General features: G+C 36.5%; 16 protein-coding genes and 1 tRNA gene. 7 read left to right on the top strand and 10 right to left on the bottom strand.

Going from position 1 to position 21,119, the window contains the following annotated elements:
• Nucleotides 1-282 precede the first annotated feature (282 nt).
• The 3 genes from A6M55_RS15040 to hemC all read left to right on the top strand — a co-directional run bounded on the left by A6M55_RS15040 (nt 283) and on the right by hemC (nt 3,668).
• Nucleotides 283-1,452, top strand: a complete 1,170-nt coding sequence (locus A6M55_RS15040) for a putative sugar nucleotidyl transferase (protein WP_015028353.1) — start codon at nt 283-285, stop codon at nt 1,450-1,452.
• Nucleotides 1,453-1,510: 58 nt separating this feature from the next.
• A complete protein-coding gene (holB, locus tag A6M55_RS15035; protein WP_015028352.1) occupies nt 1,511-2,611 on the top strand; it encodes a DNA polymerase III subunit delta' in 1,101 nt (366 codons plus the stop codon).
• 121 nt (nt 2,612-2,732) lie between these two features.
• Nucleotides 2,733-3,668, top strand: a complete 936-nt coding sequence (gene hemC, locus A6M55_RS15030) for a hydroxymethylbilane synthase (protein WP_015028351.1) — start codon at nt 2,733-2,735, stop codon at nt 3,666-3,668.
• Between the two features lie 124 nt (nt 3,669-3,792).
• On the opposite strand, the gene A6M55_RS15025 is transcribed toward hemC, so the two are convergent.
• The 7 genes from A6M55_RS15025 to priA all read right to left on the bottom strand — a co-directional run bounded on the left by A6M55_RS15025 (nt 3,793) and on the right by priA (nt 14,701).
• Nucleotides 3,793-5,190: a pitrilysin family protein gene (locus tag A6M55_RS15025; RefSeq protein ID WP_064198347.1), complete on the bottom strand. Its 1,398-nt coding sequence runs from the start codon at nt 5,188-5,190 to the stop codon at nt 3,793-3,795.
• A 130-nt stretch (nt 5,191-5,320) separates the two neighbouring features.
• Complete coding sequence (locus A6M55_RS15020; RefSeq protein ID WP_064198346.1) at nt 5,321-6,637, bottom strand: pitrilysin family protein; 1,317 nt, start codon at nt 6,635-6,637, stop codon at nt 5,321-5,323.
• Between the two features lie 155 nt (nt 6,638-6,792).
• On the bottom strand, nt 6,793-7,779 hold the full coding sequence (locus A6M55_RS15015; protein WP_064198345.1) for a sterol desaturase family protein: 987 nt from the start codon (nt 7,777-7,779) through the stop codon (nt 6,793-6,795).
• A gap of 83 nt (nt 7,780-7,862) precedes the next feature.
• Nucleotides 7,863-8,804, bottom strand: coding sequence for a hypothetical protein (locus A6M55_RS15010; protein ID WP_064198344.1), 942 nt, complete (start codon nt 8,802-8,804; stop codon nt 7,863-7,865).
• A gap of 181 nt (nt 8,805-8,985) precedes the next feature.
• Nucleotides 8,986-10,998 (bottom strand): M13 family metallopeptidase, encoded by a 2,013-nt coding sequence (locus tag A6M55_RS15005; RefSeq protein WP_064198343.1) that lies wholly within the window; start codon nt 10,996-10,998, stop codon nt 8,986-8,988.
• 526 nt (nt 10,999-11,524) lie between these two features.
• Nucleotides 11,525-12,100 (bottom strand): REP-associated tyrosine transposase, encoded by a 576-nt coding sequence (locus A6M55_RS15000; protein WP_064198342.1) that lies wholly within the window; start codon nt 12,098-12,100, stop codon nt 11,525-11,527.
• A gap of 111 nt (nt 12,101-12,211) precedes the next feature.
• Entirely contained in the window at nt 12,212-14,701 is a 2,490-nt protein-coding gene (gene priA, locus A6M55_RS14995; RefSeq protein WP_064198341.1) for a primosomal protein N', read from the bottom strand.
• A 249-nt stretch (nt 14,702-14,950) separates the two neighbouring features.
• Between priA and A6M55_RS14990 the strand changes: the two genes are divergently transcribed.
• The 4 genes from A6M55_RS14990 to A6M55_RS14975 all read left to right on the top strand — a co-directional run bounded on the left by A6M55_RS14990 (nt 14,951) and on the right by A6M55_RS14975 (nt 17,564).
• On the top strand, nt 14,951-15,745 hold the full coding sequence (locus A6M55_RS14990; protein ID WP_064198340.1) for a (Fe-S)-binding protein: 795 nt from the start codon (nt 14,951-14,953) through the stop codon (nt 15,743-15,745).
• Nucleotides 15,746-15,859: 114 nt separating this feature from the next.
• The gene (locus tag A6M55_RS14985; RefSeq protein ID WP_229235547.1) at nt 15,860-16,408 is read left to right on the top strand and encodes a hypothetical protein; all 549 of its coding nucleotides are present in this window, start codon (nt 15,860-15,862) and stop codon (nt 16,406-16,408) included.
• Nucleotides 16,409-16,466: 58 nt separating this feature from the next.
• Nucleotides 16,467-16,952, top strand: coding sequence for a GAF domain-containing protein (locus A6M55_RS14980; RefSeq protein WP_064198339.1), 486 nt, complete (start codon nt 16,467-16,469; stop codon nt 16,950-16,952).
• Nucleotides 16,953-16,997: 45 nt separating this feature from the next.
• Nucleotides 16,998-17,564: a bifunctional precorrin-2 dehydrogenase/sirohydrochlorin ferrochelatase gene (locus A6M55_RS14975; RefSeq protein WP_015028340.1), complete on the top strand. Its 567-nt coding sequence runs from the start codon at nt 16,998-17,000 to the stop codon at nt 17,562-17,564.
• Between the two features lie 48 nt (nt 17,565-17,612).
• On the opposite strand, the gene A6M55_RS14970 is transcribed toward A6M55_RS14975, so the two are convergent.
• The 3 genes from A6M55_RS14970 to A6M55_RS14960 all read right to left on the bottom strand — a co-directional run bounded on the left by A6M55_RS14970 (nt 17,613) and on the right by A6M55_RS14960 (nt 20,946).
• Nucleotides 17,613-19,379, bottom strand: a complete 1,767-nt coding sequence (locus A6M55_RS14970; protein WP_064198338.1) for an ABC transporter ATP-binding protein — start codon at nt 19,377-19,379, stop codon at nt 17,613-17,615.
• A gap of 149 nt (nt 19,380-19,528) precedes the next feature.
• Nucleotides 19,529-19,599 (bottom strand) — tRNA-Gln (locus A6M55_RS14965).
• 75 nt (nt 19,600-19,674) lie between these two features.
• On the bottom strand, nt 19,675-20,946 hold the full coding sequence (locus A6M55_RS14960; protein ID WP_015028338.1) for a DUF349 domain-containing protein: 1,272 nt from the start codon (nt 20,944-20,946) through the stop codon (nt 19,675-19,677).
• Nucleotides 20,947-21,119 lie beyond the last annotated feature (173 nt).

Raw genomic sequence — 21,119 nt, 5'->3', positions numbered from 1 at the left:
ATTGGGAGAGTAGGTAGACGCCAGGATTTCATTAAGTAAAAAGGCAGCTCACAAGGTTGCCTTTTTTTGTTGTTTATAGGCTTCAAAAAGACAATAATACCCCCCGAAAAATATCAGGAAATAGTCAGTATCTCCTGAGTTAAACCCCTGAATGTGAAGGAAGCTCTTTTCATAAATACTTTTTACAACAACATTTTTATCAAATCTTATTAGATAATTTCAGTTTGAGTGCTTACCCATATTTTTTCGTAAATTTGTATCCTACTAACTGATAGAATTTAGATGGCGTACATACTTTTTGATGATGAATTAATTAGAAATCAACTGAAACCTTTTACTTTTACTCGTCCGGTTGCCGATATTCGTTGTGGTATATTGACTATTAGAGATAAGTGGATAAAAAGATTGCAGACAAGAGTTACGTGCCTTTCAAAACGCTATTTAGAGGAAATTACAACAGAAAGTTCAATAAACACTTACATCAATGGGGCGGTTTGTCCAAATGATGTTTTGATTAATGAAATAAATAACCTGACTGTTGGAGAGTGCTTAGTTGATACTAATAGTAATGTATTGGCAATTCGTACGAATGAAAAACTTTCTTTTCCAATTAATTTTCAACCCTTTAAAAAGAAATCCTTTAGTGGAACGCTTAGCATTATCACGCAGTTGCCACATATTTTCTTAAAAAATGGTGAACAGATAAAGGAAGATTTTAAATTAATCACTGAGGGACGAACCTCACAAGAGATTTCTGATCCATTTACGAGGGTTTATGGTGCTGAGAACATTTTTGTCGAAGAAGGAGCAAGTATTAAATCAGTGATTTTAAATGCCGAGCAAGGCCCGATTTATATTGGTAAAAATGCTACCATACAAGAAGGCTCGATTGTCATTGGGCCAGTTTCAGTAGATGAAGGTAGTGTAGTGGTTTGGGGAAGTAAAATTCGACCTAATACTACTCTAGGTCCGTACTCTAAAGCTGGTGGTGAAGTAGGTAGTTCGGTTATTTTTGGGTACTCTAATAAAGCCCACGATGGTTTTTTAGGTGCTTCAGTTATCGGAGAGTGGTGTAATTTAGGGGCTAATTGTAATAATTCGAACCTAAAAAATGATTATTCAGAGGTAAAACTTTATAATTATGCTACCGACAAATTAGAGAAGACTGGAGAGTTATTCTGCGGTTTATTCATGGGTGATTATACAAAGGCGGGTATCAGTACGATGTTTAATACTGGAACTGTTGTTGGTGTTTGCTCAAATATATTTGGAGCTGGTTTTCAAGATAAACATATTCCTTCGTTTATGTGGGGCGGGGCAGATACGGAATACGTTGATTATCGCTTCGATAAAGCATTGGAGGTAATTAAAGCTACAATGGCTCGACGTGACAAGCAGCTGACTGATAAAGATATTGCAATTTTGAAACACTTACACGATTTTAAAAAATAGTCGTATTTATAAGGAAGTATCTGCTTCAAGCGAAGACTTCCTTGAATCCATTTTAAAAATGCTTTTTCGAGAAATTATAGGTTTAGACGATGTAAAACAGTCGTTGATTCAAGCGGTAAACAATAACCACGTGGCTCATGCTCAGCTTTTTCATGGGGCAGAAGGCAGTGCAAACTTGGCATTGGCGTTGGCGTATGCAACCTATATTAACTGTGAGGATAGACAAATAAATGATGCTTGTGGAAAGTGCCCTAATTGTACAAAAATGAGTAAATTGGCTCATCCTGATGTCAATTACATCTTTCCCACCGCTGGGGGAAAATCGGTTATTTCTGAAAATTTTATGCCACAATGGCGTACTTTTGTGCATGATACACCTTATGGTAAGCTATCAGACTGGCTTGAGCATATTGGAATTAAACAAGGGAATATTCCTGCCGAAGAATCTCGTCAATTAATTCAGAAATTGTCGTTGAAATCTTATGAAGGTGGGTATAAAATTGCAATCATCTGGCAAGCAGAAATGCTAAATATTGCTGCGGGAAATGCTCTTTTGAAGATTTTGGAAGAACCACCCGAGCAAACATTATTTTTGTTGGTTGCAAGTAGCTCAGATAGGTTACTTACAACGATTATTTCTCGAACGCAACGCATTGCCATTCGTAATTTTACGGATGAAGAAATTATTGCGTATCTCACTCAAAAACATGAAATTGGACCAGATAGAGCAAAGCAAATCGCATATCTTTCCAATGGAAATTTGAATCATGCTTTAGAAATTGCTCATAAAACAGATGACGACCAGCATGCATGGTTTGCCAACTGGATGCGAATGTGTTATGCTCTAAATGTGCTGAAATTAGTGCCTATGGCTGATGATTTTGATGCCAAAGGAAAAGAGTATCAGAAGGCAATGCTTGAGTATGGTTTGAGTATTTTCAGAGAAATATTTTTATATCGTCACGGAGGAACTGACCTCATTAGATTGGAGGGAGATGAATTGGTATTTGTTCAGAAGTTTTCTAGTGTTTTGAATATTAATAATTTAGAAGCAATTACCAAATTATTGAGTGATTCGCACTACCATATTGAAAGAAATGGACGGGCAAAAATGATTTTCCTAGATATTTCATTGACTATTGCTCGTTTAATGAGATAGCGTTGGTTATTTGTTATTATAGAGTTGGTTTTGACCGATTTTCTAAAAATTTCGTAAGTATTATAAGAAAGTATTAAAAGCGAACTGAAAGCAAACCATTGCTTGGTTCGCACTATAGAAAATGAAAATAAAAATTGGTACACGAGGCAGTAAGCTAGCCCTTTGGCAGGCCTATTATGTTGAAGAAAAACTCAAAGCTGATGGCATTGATACAGAGATTGTAATTATTGAAACCAAAGGTGATAAAATTCTCGACCGTGCTTTATCGAAAATAGGGAGTAAAGGTGTTTTTACGGAGGAATTAGAAGACCAATTACGTTCGGGAGAAATTGATATCGCCGTTCATTCAGCAAAAGACCTACAATCAGAATTGGCCGATGATTTAGAAATTATCGCTTTTACAGAGCGTGAGAAAATTGCGGATGTTTTGGTGAGTTTTAATAAAAACTTATCGCTTAATAGTGGCGAAAGCTTTGTGGTCGGTACATCATCTACTCGCCGAGTAGCGATGTTACGTCATTATTATCCACAAATTCAAATTGTGGATATGCGTGGAAATTTACAAACTCGTTTACGCAAACTCGAAGAAGGGCAATGCGATGCTCTTTTGCTGGCTTATGCGGGCGTGCACCGAATGGGCTATCATGAAATGATTGTTGAACAATTATCAACTTCTGAATTTACTCCACCCGTTGGGCAAGGTTGCGTGGCTATTGAAGCCGCTAAAAATTTATCAGGAGAGAAGCGTTCTGCAATTCGTCGTTTGATAAATGATGAAGTTACAGAAAAGTGTTTATTGGCCGAGAGAGCCTATTTACGTACTTTACAGGGTGGTTGTTCGATTCCGTCGTTTGGATGGTGTGTAGCAGAAGAAAAAGGCGGAGAATTGACTTTGAATATGACTTCTGGAATCATTAGCCTTGATGGGAAAAAGATTGTAAAGAAAAACGATTCAAAACCTGCTTCAGAGGCCGAACAATTAGGGGAAGAATTAGCCAATAAAGTTTTGAATAATGGAGGAGCTGAGATTTTAGAAGGAATTAGAAATAATGGATAATTTTAATCATTTCTACTATGCTCGATAAGTTTTAATAATCGAGCGTAGTAGAAATATTTATAAGAAAAGTAAAAGTGCTACTTAAGCAAAACCGAATTGTTCCCTGAGCGAAGTCGAAGGCAATTTACTCCTTAATCTCTTCTTTAATTTGTACTTCGGTTACTGGACCATATTTCTCTGCTATTTTCTTAATTTCTGACGATTTCCCTACCATTACAAACTGCAATTTATCTTTCGGGAAATACGTGCTAATTATACTTTTAGCTTTTTCAAGCGTTAATCCATCAACATTCTTCTCGAAATTATTGATGAATGATTCATCGAAATTATACCAAAACATTTGTGTCAATAAACCCGATAATTGTCCAGCAGTTTCATAGCGTGGGGGGAATTGTCCTTTTACGTAATTTTTGGCCGAAGCCAGGGCATTTTCATCAATACCATTTTTGTGTAATTTATCTAAAACTTCTAAGGCTTTATCAATGGCTGCTTCGGTGGTTTTATTGGCTGTGAATGTAGAAATAGCAAAGGTTCCACCATTTTTTAATGGATTAAAACGGCTATTGGCTCCATAAGTAAGGCCTGTATTTACGCGAAGTTCGTCATTAAGCATTGAAGTAAATCGGCCACCAAAAAGTGTATTTACTACTTCAATAGCTACAAAATCTGGATTATTTCTACTAATACCTGCTGCTCCAATATTGAAAGTCGTTTCACGTGCATCATCTTTATTGATTAGCAAAACGCGATTACTCGTAGGTTTATTGATTGGTTTTGCAGCTAAGTTTACTTGTGGTTTTGTTCCTTTTTTCCAGCCTCCAAAAAGATTAGTAAGGGTACTTTTCATTTCTGCACTATCAAAATCACCCACTACAGCAATAGCTGAAGTTTCAGGTAAATAATTTTCCTTGTAAAAAGTTTTTACATCTTCAACCGTAAGCGGACTAATGCTTGATTTTTGCCCTTGAATGATATTACCGTAAACATGACTTCCATACATAAATTTATCAAAATAAGCAGGTAAAATCGAACGTGGACTTTCACGTTGTTGGTCGAGGTTGTTAAGCAAACGTTTCTTTTCTTTTTCAAATTCGGTATTATCAAAGGCTGGTTCGAGCAAAATTTCTTTGATGATATTTAACACTTTTTCTTTGTCTTTGGCAGCGAATTTTGCCGATAAACCCGCCGATTCTTTAGATGCATAAGTATTTACATTTGCCCCAATAAAATCTAATTCCTCATCTATCTGGCCTTTTGAAAGGCTTTTAGTGCCGTGTTTCAAAGCTGTGGCAGTTAGTGAAGCTAAACCAGCTTTTGAACCATCGTAGATAGCACCCGCAGGTAGAATGGCAGAAACACTAATAACGGGCACTTCTTTTTGCTCCATTAAGTAGATGGTGAGTCCGTTGGACAATTTGAACTTTTGGTATTTTGGCAACTGATAATTTTGTGCCAAAATCAGGCTGCTATTTAGGCAGAATGCCAAAGCAGTAGTAAAGAATAATTTGATATATTTAGACATGATTAGACAAAAGATTTTAGAATAATTTAACCCTGCATAATTCCCAGAATAAATTCAGGGATTAATTGAACAAATGAATTTTGATTATTTAATTGAACCAATTAAAATAGGCCTTTTTTGTTAAACCCAATTATTCTTCAGTATTAGCTTTCAAAATACCAACTGTACGTGTGGTTTTCTTGAAATACTTTTTAGCTACATTTTTGATATCGTCAACCGTAACTTTATTGAAAGCGGCAGGAGCATCGAACATTTTTTTGTAGTCGCCGAAAAATACTTCATAAGTGCCGATATTATTTGATTTTCCATTGATGGTTTCAATTTGACCGTAGAATTCCATCAATTTTTGATTTTTTACTTTTTGAAGTTCTTTTTCGCTCACACCTTCTGTTTTTATTTTTTCTATTTCCTCGAAAATGGCTTTTTCTAAATCACTTTCATTCACTTTAGCCGCAGCCACAGCATAAAAACCAAAAATAGTTGGGTCGAAACTTTCACCAAAATTCGTAAAAACTTGGGTAGCAATTTGCTTTTTATCAACCAATGAACTGTATAAACGAGATGATTTGCCGCTGCTCATGATATCGCTGAGCAAGGTTAGAGCGTAATAATCTTCATTTTTAGATTCAGGAGCTTTGTATGCAATCATAATTGAAGGCGTCGAGACATCCTTTTGTACAAAAACTCTACGTTCTCCAGTTTGAGGAGGTTCTACAATCATTACCTTCGGAGGCTCAGGCTGAGAAGGAATTGGCTCGATATATTTTTCAGCCAAACGTTTAATTTCATCAAACTTTACATTGCCCGAAATAACAGTAATGCAGTTATTAGGAGCATAATAAGTTTTGAAATAACGTTCTAAATCTGATTGTTTCCAATTTTTCATGTCATCTTCATAGCCTATTACTGGCCAATGATAAGGGTGTTCAAGAAAAGCTATTCCTTGAACTGTCTGCGAAAGTAGCTCCCACTTAGAGTTTTCGAGGCCTGTGCTACGTTCGCTCAATACAACGCCTCTTTCACTTTCTACAATTTTAGGGTCGATTGTTAAGCTTGAAATTCGGTCTGCTTCTAAATCAAAAATAACTTCTGTAGCCGAGGCAGGAAACCAGTTGGTGTAAACAGTCACATTTTCGGTGGTGTAAGCATTGTTGGCTCCGCCATTAAATTCCATAGTACGGTCAAACATCTTTGGACCATATTTTTTTGCACCATTAAACATCATGTGTTCGAAGAAGTGCGAAAGGCCTGTGATGCCTTGATACTCGTTGCGGCTCCCAACTTTATAGAAGAGGTACATGTTGGCATTTGGAATGGAACTGTCTTCAATTACCAAAAATTTCATGCCATTTTTGAGGGTGAATGTTTTTACATCCTCTGCTTTCATTTGTGCATGAGCCGTAAATAGACTCGCACACAAAAGTGCAGACATCAGAAGCTTTTTCATTGTTATGAGATAATTTGATTGTTGATTTGTGTAAAAAAATACTTTTCGTGCAAAAATCTTCGATTTTGAGTGAAAATAAAAGAAGTAAGACTAAAAATAAAAAGTACTAGACTTTAATTTTTAAGTTAAAGTCTAATTTTATAAGTTTATTGATTTTAGGATTTTTGAGTCAAGTATTCTCTCCTCACTACTGAAGCGGTTTTGTGTTCGCCAGTGTGATGCCAACCTGGCGGCATGAAAATATATAGAATTTTATCTTTTATAGTTGGGGCATTCCATACATCCTTGAAAAGAGCGATGAATTCTCCGAAGTAAACATCTAAAATATTACCCGAATCCATTGGGCGAGTAATACCATATTCAATTTTTACATGATCCTCCTCAAGCTGATAAGTTCCGAAAACTTTATCCCAAATATTCAACAGGTTACAAAAATTAGTATCCATATAGAGAGGATTTCGAGCATGGTGCACCCGATGATGTGAAGGTGTAAGAATGATATGATTCAAGAATCCTAATTTACCATTTTTCATTAAATTTTCGCCGATGTGAATAAACATCCCATAAGTGCCATCAATAAACATGATAAAAAACAAAAGAGCAGGATGAATGCCAAAAAAAATACAAATGGAGCTACGAATAATATCGGCGTAGGGGCCTTCTAAGAAAAAGTGGGCATGCGAAACCGATAAATTCATGTTTTCGGGAGTATGATGAGTGGCGTGTAAGCACCAAAATAAACGAACCTTATGCCCTAAATAATGATAGATAAAGTGTGAAAACTCCCATACGATGTAGCCATAAATAAGCCAATACCAAGTGAAAGTAGTTTGAAATGGTGCATATTTTTGAAAATTGGCGATGATGTAAGAAGTTGCTCCAATTGAGATAAATCGGCCAATAAAGCGATTAAGGACAAATATTAAAAAACTAATTTTGTAAACTTTTGTGTGTGGGTTTTTAAGAATAATTCCATTGATAAGTTCGAGTACAAGAAGAAGGGGGACAATAGGACTAATGGCTTTTAACATGCCATCGAAAGTTAGAAATGTGCTAAAATCGCCCGACTTTAGTATCTCAATGACACCGCCTAAGCCTAAAAAACCGACTATTTCTCGGTATAGAAAATCTAAGAATTCCATTAATTTATTGGTTGTATTTTATGAGGGTTGAATTGCCCCTAATTTCTAAAATATTTCTCAAAAAGTAATGAAATTCGTTAAAACTATTCTTTAGATTCTTTTTGTATAGCCAATTTTGCTTGCATTGCTTCACGACCTTTTTCGAAGTTTTTACGATTTAGGGCATCGTGCTGTTCTTTAGTTATTTTTAGGCCTTTATCTCTCAATAATTTAACAACTGAAGAGCGTGTTCGCTCAATATTTTGAGCTATTTCTGCAAAAGAAAGCTTTCCATGATTTTCCAAAATGTATTTTTCTTCGCTCTTCGTAAACTCGCTTTTATTCCAACGTAATCTGATGGCAGAAGTTTCTTCTGGTGTTCTGATAAACCCGTTTTTTTCGCATAAATACCTAACTTGCGACCAACTGACATTACCTAGTGCAATGCTCATTTCGCGAGCCGTCATGGTATGATAATTTACCTTTAAAAACTGAATAACTTTTGGCGGAACGAGGTCTTTTCTGCCATTACCTTTGAGTTTGTTATTTTTTAAATGGAATCTGATTGTGGCATGATGGCAATTTAATTTTTCTGCCATCTCATAAATGGTATATTTCTTATAGTTAGCCAAAATAAAGTTTTTCCTCTGTAATTCTTTTTCGCTAAGTGGTCGAGCTGCCCTCTTTTGAGGTTTAGGCGACTCCGTTTTAGGGAGTTCTTTAGCATTAACCTTAATTTTTTCTTTACTTTTTTTCTCGACTTTTTTCTTAGCTTTTTTTACAATTTCTTTTTTTTCAACTTTTGCTACTTCAACAGGAGTTGGAGGGGTAGGAATATCAAGAACTGAAACTAAATGCTCTTTTTTAATGAATTTTTCAATGACTTCAAGAGGTTTTCCTATTTTAAAAGCCAATTGTTGTTTTGTCAATTTATTGATATTATTTCGAATCGAATTCTTATCAGAGGCACTGAGTTCATTGGGCTTTGCCGACTTAAACTTTTTGCGGGCCGTGTTCATTTTTCCAATTGGAGCTGTTTTTCTCATAGCTATAAATGTTCTTAATGTCAAATATAAGGAATTTTAGGCAAAAATTAGAGAGAATTCGCCTGAATTGATAAGTATTTACGATAAAAGGCATCTATCGCGTCTTTCAAAAAAATAGCACAACTGAGCTAAATCAATTGTGCTATAAATTTTTAAATAAATATATTTTTTCGAAACTGTTTTACCAAACGGTAATACGTTCGCTTTCAGGCTTATACATTTTATCACCCGGTTTTACATCAAATGCTTTATAGAAGGGCGTAAAGTTCATTAATGGGCCATTTACACGCCATTTGGCAGGTGAGTGAGGGTTAGTGTTTACGTATGTTCGCATAAAGGCATCTTTTGTTTTTACTCGCCAAATTCGAGCAATTGAAATAAAAAAGCGTTGTTCAGGTGTAAATCCATCAATTTTTTCATTACTTTTTGCTTGTTCAGTTAGTTTAAAAGCATCATAAGCTATCGCAATACCCGCAATATCGGCTGTGTTTTCACCAACTGTCAATGCCCCTTTTACATGCATCGAATCAAGAACTGTAAACTTATTATATTGTTCAATAACGAGTTGAGTTTTAGCCTTGAACTTCTTAAAATCATCGGCTTTCCACCAGTTTTTTACATTTCCTTGCTTATCATACAAAGCCCCTTGGTCATCAAATGAGTGCGTGATTTCGTGCCCAATTACCATTCCAATGCCACCATAATTGAGAGCATCGTCGGCGTTCATATCAAAATAAGGTGGTTGTAAAATACCCGCTGGGAATACTATTTCATTCAACGGTGGGTTATTGTAGGCTGTCACGGTTGGCGGTGTAGTTCCCCATTCGGTACGGTCAACGGGTTGTCCTATTTTCGAAAGACCATATACAAAATCATTTTTGCTAGTAGCTAAGCGATTTTCAAAATAGGTGCCACGATTAATGACCACTTTCGAGTAATCTCTCCATTTATCAGGATAACCAATTTTTTCGGTAAAAGCATAGAGTTTTTCTTTAGCTTTCGCTTTGGTTGAGTCGCTCATCCAATCAAGGTTAGTGATTCTGTTTTCGAAGGCTGTTTTCAAATTCTTCACTAATTCTTTCATGCGTCGTTTGGCCTCCTCTGGGAAATACTTTTTTACATATAATTGAGCAAGTCCATGACCTAGTGACCTGTCAACTGCTTCTGTAATTTCTTCACCTCTTGGTTTTTGGGTAGCTTGCCCTGATAAAACTTTAGCGTATTCGAAAGAAGCTTTTGTAAATGGCTTACTTAGGAAGTCGGCGTATGAAACGAGTGTTTCGGTTCTTAAATATGCTTTCCAATCTTCGATTGACACCGAAGTTAGTAGGCCATTGAGGCGGTCATAATAAGCCGGTTGTTGCATATTCACAGAGTCAACTTTTACACCCAACTCTTTGAAGAACAATGGCCATCCAATATTTGGCTGTCTTTGAGTAATAGCCGTAACCGCCAATTTATTATAATTAGCCTGTACGTTTCGACGTTCGATATTTGTCTTGTGCGATGCTGCCAATTCTCTTTCTATGGCATAAGCGGCGGTGGCCATTTTATCGGCCATTGACGCATCGACACCTGTAAGCTTTAATAAAGTGCTGAGGTAATTCTGATAAGATTTTTGCGTGAAACGCGTTGAAGAATCAGTTCTGAAGTAATAATCTCTTTCGGGTAAACCAATACCTGTTTGACTCAAATTTACGATATTGATAGAACTGTTTTTTATATCTGGCCCCACTCGAAAACCAATGAGAGAATAGTTATTGAACTTGAGTTGAGCGGTTACATACTTCATAATACCTGCCATATCTTTAATGCCATCAATTTGTTTGAGCATAGGTTTGATAGGGTTGAAACCTCTTTTATTGATTGTGGCGGTATCCATGCCTGAAGCGTAAAAATCACCCACTTTTTGTTCGATACTTCCCATTGGATTTTTTGCAGCCGAAACACTGTCTAAAATTCCTTGTAGGCGTATGCGTTGCGGATAATTCATAAAAGAGTATGAGCCAACCCCCGATTGGGTCGAAGGAATTTCAACGGAATTATACCATTTACCGTTGACGTACATAAAGAAATCATCGCCTGGTTTTAGAGAGGTATCAATGCCCGTGATGCTTACTTTTTGGGCGAAACTTGTATTGAATCTGGTTAGAAAAAAGCAGAAAATTAGTAAGAGAGATAGGTATTTTTTCATGATTGTTGATAATTAGTCTTGATAGCGAAAGGTAATACTATAAGCCCGAAAAATCTATAACCAAGGCAGGTATTTTTGATGTTTTTCGACAAGTTTTAAGAAATTATCAACTTATGTTGGTGAATTTCGTTCTCCAAACACAATTTTCAGATTGACATCAGGATATGTTAGAACACCTCTGTGAAGAAGAATTCTTCGCAGAGCGGAAATGTTAGAATACGCCTGTGAAAAATTTTTCTTAGTAGAGATGGATTGAAGTTTAGTTACTGCGTTTGGCTAAATGTTTTACATTTAGTCATTGTGAAATGCGTTCTTAGAACGCAACTTAAAAGAGGTACTTTGAAAATACCGTTCTAAGAACAGTTAACACCTTGACTGATTTTAAAATCAGCCTAACGGGGGGTTACCAAACAGTTCATTTGCGAGACGGTACAAAAGTTAAACTTTTCCATATACTCGTAAAAATGCCAGACAATATTTAATCTGTTATTTTTGAGACTATTTTGGGAGTGTAAACCGAACTGTGTCAGTCGTTCTTTGTATCAATAATTATTCTAGTTCCATAGTATTCAACGTCAATAAGTCCACCTTTATCCATAAAGTTACTGGCAGAAGAATAAAGATAATCTTCCGCTTTAGCTACAATTCCTGCACGTACTGGATTTTGATGAATATAGTCTGCTTTCTGAAAGAAAAATTTATCACTAAATATTTCGACAGCATGATTTTCATGTGTCCAAAATTGCAAACTTGTCATATTAGATTTGCTTCTTGCAGCGAACTCAAATCGTTTCAACATCCAGTCTCGGCGACTTTCTGGTTCGGTTTCAATAGCTTTTAAAATCTTAGCTGCCGTAAATTTCTTAATATCTCGTATTAAATCTGAAAGTTTTTCATCTTTTGAAGCAGCTATCAAATGTACATGGTTCGACATTATCACGTATGAGTATAACCATAAACCTTTTTCTTTTTGACAATATCGAAAACTATCCAGTACAATATCTCTATATCGTTGCCTCGAAAAAACATCAACCCAGTCCACAACTTGAAAAGTTAAATAATGTGTTGCTGACTGGTTAATAATTTGATAACCTTGGCTCATAATTTTCTTCTTATTTTAAGTCTGAAACTTATTTCGCAATGCCGTTCTAAGAACGGCTTACACACCGACTGAATAAAAATTCAGCCGAACACAGTTAATCCTTCACAAACTTTACACCGCATCCACATCTACTACCACAAAAACACCTCTAAATTCACGTAGGGTCATCAATTCGTCTATTTTTTCTTGTAGAAAAACTTTGGCAGCTTTTATGTTTAGCTTGTCTTTTTCAAGTTTAAGCACAATGTCATACAAAAATTTATTTCGCACACGCTCGACCATCGCTTTTTCGGGGCCGAGCACGCGGGCTTTGCCAAGCTTTTCTAATAATACATTAGCCAGCCATTGCGAAGCTTTTTCTGCTTTATCGTGCTCTTCGTGTTTAACAGTCACAGAAATAATTCGAGTAAAGGGTGGATAAAAATAACCCTCACGCTCTTTTATTTCATCTTGGTAATAACCCAAATAATCATTTGCAATAACCTTGTGTAGCAAACTCTGTTGGGTATTGTTGGTCTGAATAAGCACCAAACCCTTTTTCTCTCTTCGGCCTGCACGTCCACTAACTTGGGTAAGCATCTGAAACGCTCGCTCAGCCGCTCGAAAATCAGGGAAATGAATCATGCGGTCGGCATCAAAAATGCCCACTAAACTCACACGGTCGAAGTCGAGGCCTTTACTAATCATCTGTGTGCCCACCAAAATGTCGGTATTTCCTTGCTCAAACTCACCAATAATATTCTGATAAGCATTTTTGGTTCGGGTAGTATCTAAATCCATCCTTTGCACGCGTGCAGCTGGGTACATAATTCTGAGGTCATCCTCAAGTTTTTCTGTACCAAATCCTACCGTACGAATTTTACCCGAACCACAAGCTGGACAAGCCCGCGGGATTTCTTCCTTATGACCACAATAGTGGCATCGTAATTCCTTAGAATTAAGGTGATATGTTAAACTCACCGCACATTGCTCACATTCGCCAATCCAATTACATTCCTGACAATTCAGATAAGGGGAGTATCCTCTGCGATTTTGGAAGATGATAGTTTGCTCACCATTAGCCAAATTTTCTTCAATGTGCTGGCATAAGACACTCGAAAAATCATTTCTCATGTTTTTAGCTTTGCGTTCAGCCTTGAGGTCAATCAATCGAATATCGGGCAATTGTGCATTGCCGTAACGTTGATTTAGTGTAACCAAACCATATTTACCAGTCGTAGCTTGGTGATAACTTTCGAGTGAAGGCGTAGCCGAACCTAATAAGATTTTTGCTCCTTGTTTAAGGCCAAGCATGATACCCACATCACGGGCATGGTAGCGGGGAGCGGGCTCATATTGTTTGTATGAACTTTCGTGTTCTTCATCCACAATCACCAAACCTAAATTATCCATGGGTAAGAAAACAGCCGAGCGTACACCAACCACAAACTGATAACGACCATCAAGTACTCCTTTCCAAACTTCTACGCGTTCGTTATCAGAGAATTTTGAGTGGTAAACACCCATTCTATCGCCAAAAACACGTTTTAGACGAACAACTATTTGCGTAGTAAGTGCAATTTCGGGCAATAAAAATAGCACCTGCGAACCACCATCAAGTACTTTTTGGATAAGGTCGATGTAAATTTCGGTCTTTCCACTTCCCGTTATACCGTGGAGTAAGACAATATCCTTTTCTTGAAAATTCGTAAGAATTTCGTCGCTTGCTTGTTGCTGAGCATCTGTAAGTTGAATCGTTACAGGTTCTTCGGGCATTTCATCACCAAACCTCGAAACCACTACCTCAAATTGCTCCAGAATGCCTTTCTCAATTAATTTATTGAGTGAAGAATCAGAAGTTTCTCCTTGGGTAAAAAATGATTTATCAACACCATGTTGATTTCGCTCACGTAGCTGATGAAGGGGAATTTGTTTGAAATATTCCAGAATAACCAATTGCTGCTTCGCATTTTTGCTTAGTGAATCAATTAAGTTAGCAGCTTCTTCAACACCTTCATATACACGTTTTAAGCGTACTTTCTTTGCAATTTTGGGTTTGTATTTTTCTTTAACCTCTTCATACATAATAATGGCATGTTTGCCAATCAATGATTTAATGAGGGTATTGATATTGGTTTCGCCCACAAACTTAATGGCATCATCGTAGGTAAGTGAGGTTTGATTTTTGAGTATTTCTAAGAAATCAACTTCATTTGCTTCTAAAAGCTCGGGGTGGTCAAAATCAGGATTGAGTTGAATCCGTGATTGACTGGTTACTTTTAACCCCGAAGGCACGGCAACGTTCATCACTTCACCCACACAACACATGTAATATTCAGCTATCCAATCAAATAACCAAAGCTGTTGTTTGGTAATAAGTGGCTCTGTATCAAGTAGTTCGAGTATATATTTAGCTTGATATTTTGCTGGAGGTGTGTTATGAATTCGTCCGACAACAGCCGTAACGACACGATTTTTCCCGAATTCAACAATTACCCTTGCTCCAACTTTTATATCCTCTACAAAGTTTCGTGGTACCCGATACGTAAACATTCTCGGAATGGGCACGGGTAGAATTACATCGGCAAAATAGGTTGTTTCAACAGAAAAAAGACCTTCCATTTAAAATTATAATGTAAAATGAAGAGTGTAGAATGAAAAATGTTTAAAAACTTTCATTAAATACACCCTAAAGAATATTTCAAAGGTACTAAATTCAATCATTGCATCAGAAAAAGTACCGTATAAATAACATAACATTAAATAGGCTTAAATAATTTTCGGCTACACGCTTGCAAATATTATGCACGCATACTATTTTTGATAAATCAAATGCTAGTCAACCAATAACTAATTTTCCAATACCAAATCATGTCAGAAACTATCGAATATAAAGTGCCAACAATGGCAGAAATGGCAGCTAATGGTCAAGAACCCGAAGTATTGTTTTGGGTGGGTTGTGCAGGTTCGTTCGATGACCGCTATAAAAAAGTTACGATTTCTTTTGTAAAGATTTTAAATAAAATAGGGGTAAATTTTGCCGTTTTGGGTACGGAAGAGTCTTGTACAGGCGACCCAGCACGTAGAGCAGGAAATGAATTTACTTTTCAGATGCTTGCCCAACAAAATATTCAGGTGTTAAATGGATATGGTATAAAGAAAATCGTAACGGCTTGCCCGCATTGTTTCAATACTCTCAAGAACGAATACCCAGAATTAGGTGGAAACTATGAAGTAATTCACCATTCAACCTATTTACAGCAACTAATCAACGACGGTCGAGTAAAATTAGAAGGCGGAGGAACTTTTAAAGGACAAAAAATTACTTATCATGATTCATGCTACTTAGGTCGTGCCAATGATATCTATGAGGCTCCACGCCAGTTACTTGAAACTTTAGATGCTGAACTCGTAGAAATGAAGCGTTGCAAAACCAACGGACTTTGTTGTGGTGCTGGCGGTGGACAAATGTTTAAAGAACCAGAAAAAGGTACAAAAGATGTAAATATTGAGCGAATTGAAGATGCACTTTCAACGGGAGCAAAAACCATTGCGGTGGCTTGCCCTTTTTGCATGGTGATGATGTCAGATGGTGTAAAAAACAAAGAACGTGAGCATGAAGTAAAAGTCTATGACCTAGCTGAATTGTTAGAGCAAGCGATGTAGAGGTAGAACAAGTTTTTAACTTGTTTGTTGAGATGAAAAATAATTTGAAAACTTGTTCTACAAAAACTAACTTTATCGGAGATTATTTTCATAAAAATATTGTTTGTAAACTAATTGTGGCACGCTATCTTAAGTGTGCCACAAATTTTTAATCATATTGCTATGTACGTAGATTTCGATAAAATTCCGCTAGATGCCCGCATATGGGTATATCAAGCCAATCGTCAGTTGACTGACAATGAGGCAAATACGATTGAGAATTATCTCAAACCAGCTATTAATCAATGGGCGGCTCATGGTGCTGCATTGTTGGCATCAGCTAAAGTATTATACAATCGTTTCGTGATTATTGGTCTTGACCAAAATATGAATGCAGCCAGTGGTTGTTCGATAGATGCTTCTACTCGTTGGTTTAAAGAATTGGGCGAAGCTTTAAATATAGATTTCTTCGACCGCTCGCAAGCTTATTTAGAAGGTGATGAAATAAAAGCTTTTTCAGTTTTTCAGGCAAAGAAAATGGTAGAAGGTGGACTCATTTCAGCCGAAACGATTATTTTTAACAACAATACTTTGGCTACTTTAGGAGATTTGAAAACAAAGTGGCAAATCAAAGCGATTGATGCTCCTACTTTGAAACGATTCTTTGTAAATACCGTGGTTTGAAATGTAGGACAGATTTATAATCTGTCATTTTGTATTATGAATTAAGGTTTAAAACTTTATGGCTGAAACGTTATATATTCCGGAAAATGCCTCTCGTAAAGAAATTTATGAAAGTATAACTCCACAAATAGAAGCACTTATAAGTGGCGAAACTGATTTAACTGCCAATTTGGCGAATTTTGCCGCGGCTCTTCGAGAAGCCTTTGGGTTCTTTTGGGTTGGATTTTATCTCAAAAAAGGAAATCAACTAGTTTTAGGGCCGTTTCAGGGGCCAATTGCTTGTACACGTATTAATTTCGATAAAGGTGTTTGTGGTTATTGTTATCGAACCAAAGAAACCGTTATTGTGCCCAATGTTGAAGAGTTTCCAGGCCATATTGCTTGTAGTTCGGCTTCAAAGTCTGAAATCGTAGTGCCAGTTTTTGATAAAAATGGCAATGTTTCGATGGTTTTAGATGTTGATAGTAATGAATTAAACGATTTTTCAGAAGTAGATAGAGTAGGTTTAGAAAAGTTGGTGAAAATTTTAGAAAATACCATTTGAACATAATTGTTTTCACTATCCATTTTACATGATTTATTAATAATAATGAATACATTATTTCCGGTATTTCTAAAACTTGAAGAACTACATACGCTTGTAGTGGGTGGAGGAAATGTGGGTTTAGAAAAGCTCGAAGCTATTTTCAGAAATTCACCAAAAGCAAAAGTTACATTGGTTGCTCCTGAAATTCGTGAAGAAATAAAGGCTTTAGTTTCGCACCATAACCTTACGTTGATTCAAGAAAAATACCATATTTCTCATCTTGAGGGGGTAAATATTGTAACGGCAGGAACTGATAGCAAAGAAGTAAATCGACAAGTAAGAGATGATTGTAAAGCTAAAAAAATATTAGTCAATATTGCCGATACGCCCGATTTGTGCGATTTTTATTTGAGTTCGGTTGTTGTGAAAGAAGATTTAAAAATTGCCATTTCCACAAATGGAAAATCGCCCACGTTTGCCAAGCGTTTCCGCGAAATTTTAGAAGAAATTATTCCTGAGAATTTACAAGAAACCTTGAATAATTTGCAAGCGATTAGAAATAAACTCAAAGGTGATTTTCAGAGTAAAGTACAGAAGCTTAATGAGATAACAAAAGTTATGCAAGAATAGAAATAGTAAGCGTGCCACATCTTTGCGATGCGGCACGCTTACTATTTTTTAGGCTGTAACCAACTTATTTTTGCGTTCACCAATTTGCTGACGCCACATGGCATAATACAGGCCTTTTTCTTGCAAAAGCTCTTCGTGCTTGCCTACCTCAATGATTTTTCCTTGCTCTAAAACAAAGATTTTATCGGCGTGCATAACAGTACTTAAGCGGTGTGCAATCATCACCGTAATGTATTCGCCTAAGGCTGTTACATCTTTTACAGTATTTGTAATTTCTTCTTCTGTTAGTGAATCTAAGGCCGAAGTAGCTTCATCAAAAACAAAAATCTTCGGATTTCTCAACAGTGCTCGTGCAATGGATAAACGTTGTTTTTCTCCACCCGAAATCTTTATTCCTCCTTCTCCAATGACAGTATCAACGCCATTATCAGCTCTGGCTAAGAGATTTTGGCACGATGCTTTTTGTAAAACATCCATTATTTGTTCGTCAGTAGCATTAGGTTGAGCAAACAATAGGTTTTCTTTGATGGTGCCCGAAAACAATTGCGTATCTTGAGTCACGAAGCCAATTTGTGAGCGTAATTCTTCGATATTAATTTCATTCGAAGGTAGTCCATTATAGAATACTTTTCCTTCTGAAGGATTATACAAACCTACTAAAAGTTTAACCAAAGTGGTTTTACCCGAACCCGCTGGGCCAACAAAAGCCACAGTTTCTCCCTTTTTCACTTCAAAGTTTACTTCATCTAATGCTTTTCCTTGGGCAGTTAAGTGTTTGAAACTTACATTCTCAAATTGTAGGTTTTCAACCGCACCCAATTTTGTCGGAAATTCAGGTGTTACCTCAATTGGGTTTTTAAGTAGTTTATCGAAATTATTTAATGATGCTTCTGCTTCACGAAAAGCAATAATCACATTTCCCATTTCTTGCATCGGTCCAAAAACAAAAAACGAACAGAATTGTAGCGTAAGCAATTGCCCAACCGTCATTTGGTCTTTGAAAATGAGCATCAATAACAAGAAAAGAATGGCTTGGCGAATGAAGTTCACAAACGTACCTTGAATAAACCCAATACTACGAATACTACGAACTTTCTTTAGTTCGAGTTGTAAGATTTTCATGGTATTGAGATTCAAACGCTTGATTTCTTGGTTTGTAAGGCCTAAACTTTTAATCAACTCAATATTTCTGAGCGATTCTGTCGTCGTTCCAGCTAGAGCGGTGGTTTCTTTGGTAATTGTTTTTTGTATATCCTTTATTTTTCTACTCAAAACTCTAGTTAAAGCTGCCAAAGCTCCTGCACTAGCTAAATAGACTAAAAATAACCATTGACTGATATTGAAATGATAGATATAAATATTCAATACTATTATTCCGATGAATGAAGTAAAAGCAACATTGACAAAAAGTGTAATGAATTTTTCGGTATCAGTACGCACCTTTTGTAAAACAGAAAGCGTTTCGCCACTTCTTTGATCTTCGAATTGTTGGTAAGGTAGTTTGAGTGTATGTTTGAGGCCATCAGTAAATATAGATGCTCCGAATTTCTGGATGACCATATTCATTACGTAGTCTTGTAAAGTTTTGGCTATTCGACTGACCATCGCTACACCAATAATGGCTAAGAGCATGGTAAGTACTCCCTCTACGTAATCGGCTTGGGTGAAGTTTTTGGCTTTATCGCCATATTTATCAACAATTTTCCCAAAGATGAGAGGGTCAAGAAGAGAGAAACTTTGATTGATTGCCGCCAAAACAAGTGCTAACACTACCTGCCAGCGGTAGCGGCCTAAATATTGTAATAATAATTTCATGTAAAAGTTTAGTTTTTATGCGAGAGAACAGCTATTCCATACTAAAGCCTAACAAACACTGCGAATAAAAAATTCATTAGATAAACTAAAAAGCTGAGAAACAAAAAAGCAACTGTTTGATATTCAAACAGTTGCTTTATATTTTGTAGTTGACCCACCAGGATTCGAACCTAGAAAGACGGTACCAAAAACCGTAGTGTTACCATTACACCATGGGTCATCCTTGAATTATGGTGCAAAATTAATGCATCGAATTTAATAACGCAAGTTTTCCCAAATATTTTTTTTAAAAATTTTATACTGCTTGTGCAGCACGACGTAATTCTTCTAAAATTACTTCCTTCATCAAGAGCTTACGCTTTTGAGTTTGGATATTTGATTGCGTAATTTTGTCTAAATCAGGTCCTTGTGAAACCCCCTCATGGCTTTCGATGAGAATCTTTAATTCGCCTCTAGCACGAATCACAATGCTCTCCATTTCACGGTATTTTGTAAGTACTTGTTGTTTTTCGCTCAAGTAGTTGAAGTTTGGTAGTTTACGAGTAACTACTTTCATCAAATAACTCAATTCGAAAATCTTATCACAAGCTGCTCTGAATCGTTCTGCAACGTTTCTAACCGCCAAGTGTGAAGGAACCTTGATGTTTTTCCAGTCGTTGAGCATTACTTTCGCACGCTCTGTTGCTGCAAAAATATCTTTTGAGTCAGCAAGTCTTTCAGCTTCTTCCATCATTTTCTGCTGAGCTTCTACACGAGGATCAACTTTAACTTTGATTTGAATACCCTTAGCTGCACAATATTTTTCGTAATATGTAGTAGTGAGTTTCTTGAATCTACGGAATTCAAACTTAAGTCGTTTTGGTGGAACATCGCCCACATTACGCCATTCTGTTTGGAGACGCTTAAGTTCGGCGAAAGATAATTCCCAGTTACCCATTCTGAAGAGTTGTTCAGCACCACGTACAAGCTCAACATATTTTTCCATACGTTCAGCAATGATACGGTTTTGCTCTTCATAGAAAGCCTTTCTTCTTTGATAGAAATCATCTAATACTTCTTTAAAAGTAAGTTCGATTTCATCTTGGTAAGGCTTATCTACAGGCCCAGTACGAATCCAACGCGTTTTAATGTCTTGTAGTTTTTCCGCTACAATGGTCCAATCGACATCTTCTTTAGCTTCTTTAGCTTCTTCGATTAAAGCTTGTTTGATTGCTAAATTATTCGCTTGGTTACCCACAATCAATCCTCGTAGATATTCTTCTTGCTCATCGAGAGTTTTGAGCAATGGAATAAAATCGCCAATGCCGTCGAAATTCAGCAAGCGTTTACGGAGTTGTGTGAGTTTTGTCAAGAAAGAGCCCTTATTTTGAGCCTCGGCGATTTCAGTTTCTAGTTGATTAACCTTATTTACCGCAATTTGGTAACGGTTAATGAAGTACTGGAAGGCCTCTTCTTCTGTGCGTTTTACTTCTCCTATTTGTCGGTCGGGCATATCTAAATACCCTTTCAAGAATACCTTACCGTCTTTTATGTAAGCATATTCGTTTTCTAATGTTACGCCGTTCATAATAATAAATTCACATGGCTTGTGAGTCAGGGATGGTGGTTTGTTTGGTAAAATTCGCAGTTTTTTTGTATAATACAAATAGCTTTACCGATATTTGCGTAAAAATTATATAAAATTACTGAAAAATAAAGGAATTCTACTTTTTTAGGGAAAAAATATTGAAAATTTAACAC

The sequence above is a fragment of the Emticicia sp. MM genome, from assembly GCF_001649495.1.
This window is presented reverse-complemented; position numbering and strand designations above follow the sequence as displayed.

Excerpts from the sequence above, each read along its gene's own strand:
- A6M55_RS15040 (WP_015028353.1), top strand. The coding sequence starts at position 283 with ATGGCGTACATACTTTTTGATGATGAATTAATTAGAAATCAACTGAAA.
- holB (WP_015028352.1), top strand. The coding sequence starts at position 1,511 with ATGCTTTTTCGAGAAATTATAGGTTTAGACGATGTAAAACAGTCGTTG.
- hemC (WP_015028351.1), top strand. The coding sequence starts at position 2,733 with ATGAAAATAAAAATTGGTACACGAGGCAGTAAGCTAGCCCTTTGGCAG.
- A6M55_RS15025 (WP_064198347.1), bottom strand. The coding sequence starts at position 5,190 with ATGTCTAAATATATCAAATTATTCTTTACTACTGCTTTGGCATTCTGC.
- A6M55_RS15020 (WP_064198346.1), bottom strand. The coding sequence starts at position 6,637 with ATGAAAAAGCTTCTGATGTCTGCACTTTTGTGTGCGAGTCTATTTACG.
- A6M55_RS15015 (WP_064198345.1), bottom strand. The coding sequence starts at position 7,779 with ATGGAATTCTTAGATTTTCTATACCGAGAAATAGTCGGTTTTTTAGGC.
- A6M55_RS15010 (WP_064198344.1), bottom strand. The coding sequence starts at position 8,804 with ATGAGAAAAACAGCTCCAATTGGAAAAATGAACACGGCCCGCAAAAAG.
- A6M55_RS15005 (WP_064198343.1), bottom strand. The coding sequence starts at position 10,998 with ATGAAAAAATACCTATCTCTCTTACTAATTTTCTGCTTTTTTCTAACC.
- A6M55_RS15000 (WP_064198342.1), bottom strand. The coding sequence starts at position 12,100 with ATGAGCCAAGGTTATCAAATTATTAACCAGTCAGCAACACATTATTTA.
- priA (WP_064198341.1), bottom strand. The coding sequence starts at position 14,701 with ATGGAAGGTCTTTTTTCTGTTGAAACAACCTATTTTGCCGATGTAATT.
- A6M55_RS14990 (WP_064198340.1), top strand. The coding sequence starts at position 14,951 with ATGTCAGAAACTATCGAATATAAAGTGCCAACAATGGCAGAAATGGCA.
- A6M55_RS14980 (WP_064198339.1), top strand. The coding sequence starts at position 16,467 with ATGGCTGAAACGTTATATATTCCGGAAAATGCCTCTCGTAAAGAAATT.
- A6M55_RS14975 (WP_015028340.1), top strand. The coding sequence starts at position 16,998 with ATGAATACATTATTTCCGGTATTTCTAAAACTTGAAGAACTACATACG.
- A6M55_RS14970 (WP_064198338.1), bottom strand. The coding sequence starts at position 19,379 with ATGAAATTATTATTACAATATTTAGGCCGCTACCGCTGGCAGGTAGTG.
- A6M55_RS14960 (WP_015028338.1), bottom strand. The coding sequence starts at position 20,946 with ATGAACGGCGTAACATTAGAAAACGAATATGCTTACATAAAAGACGGT.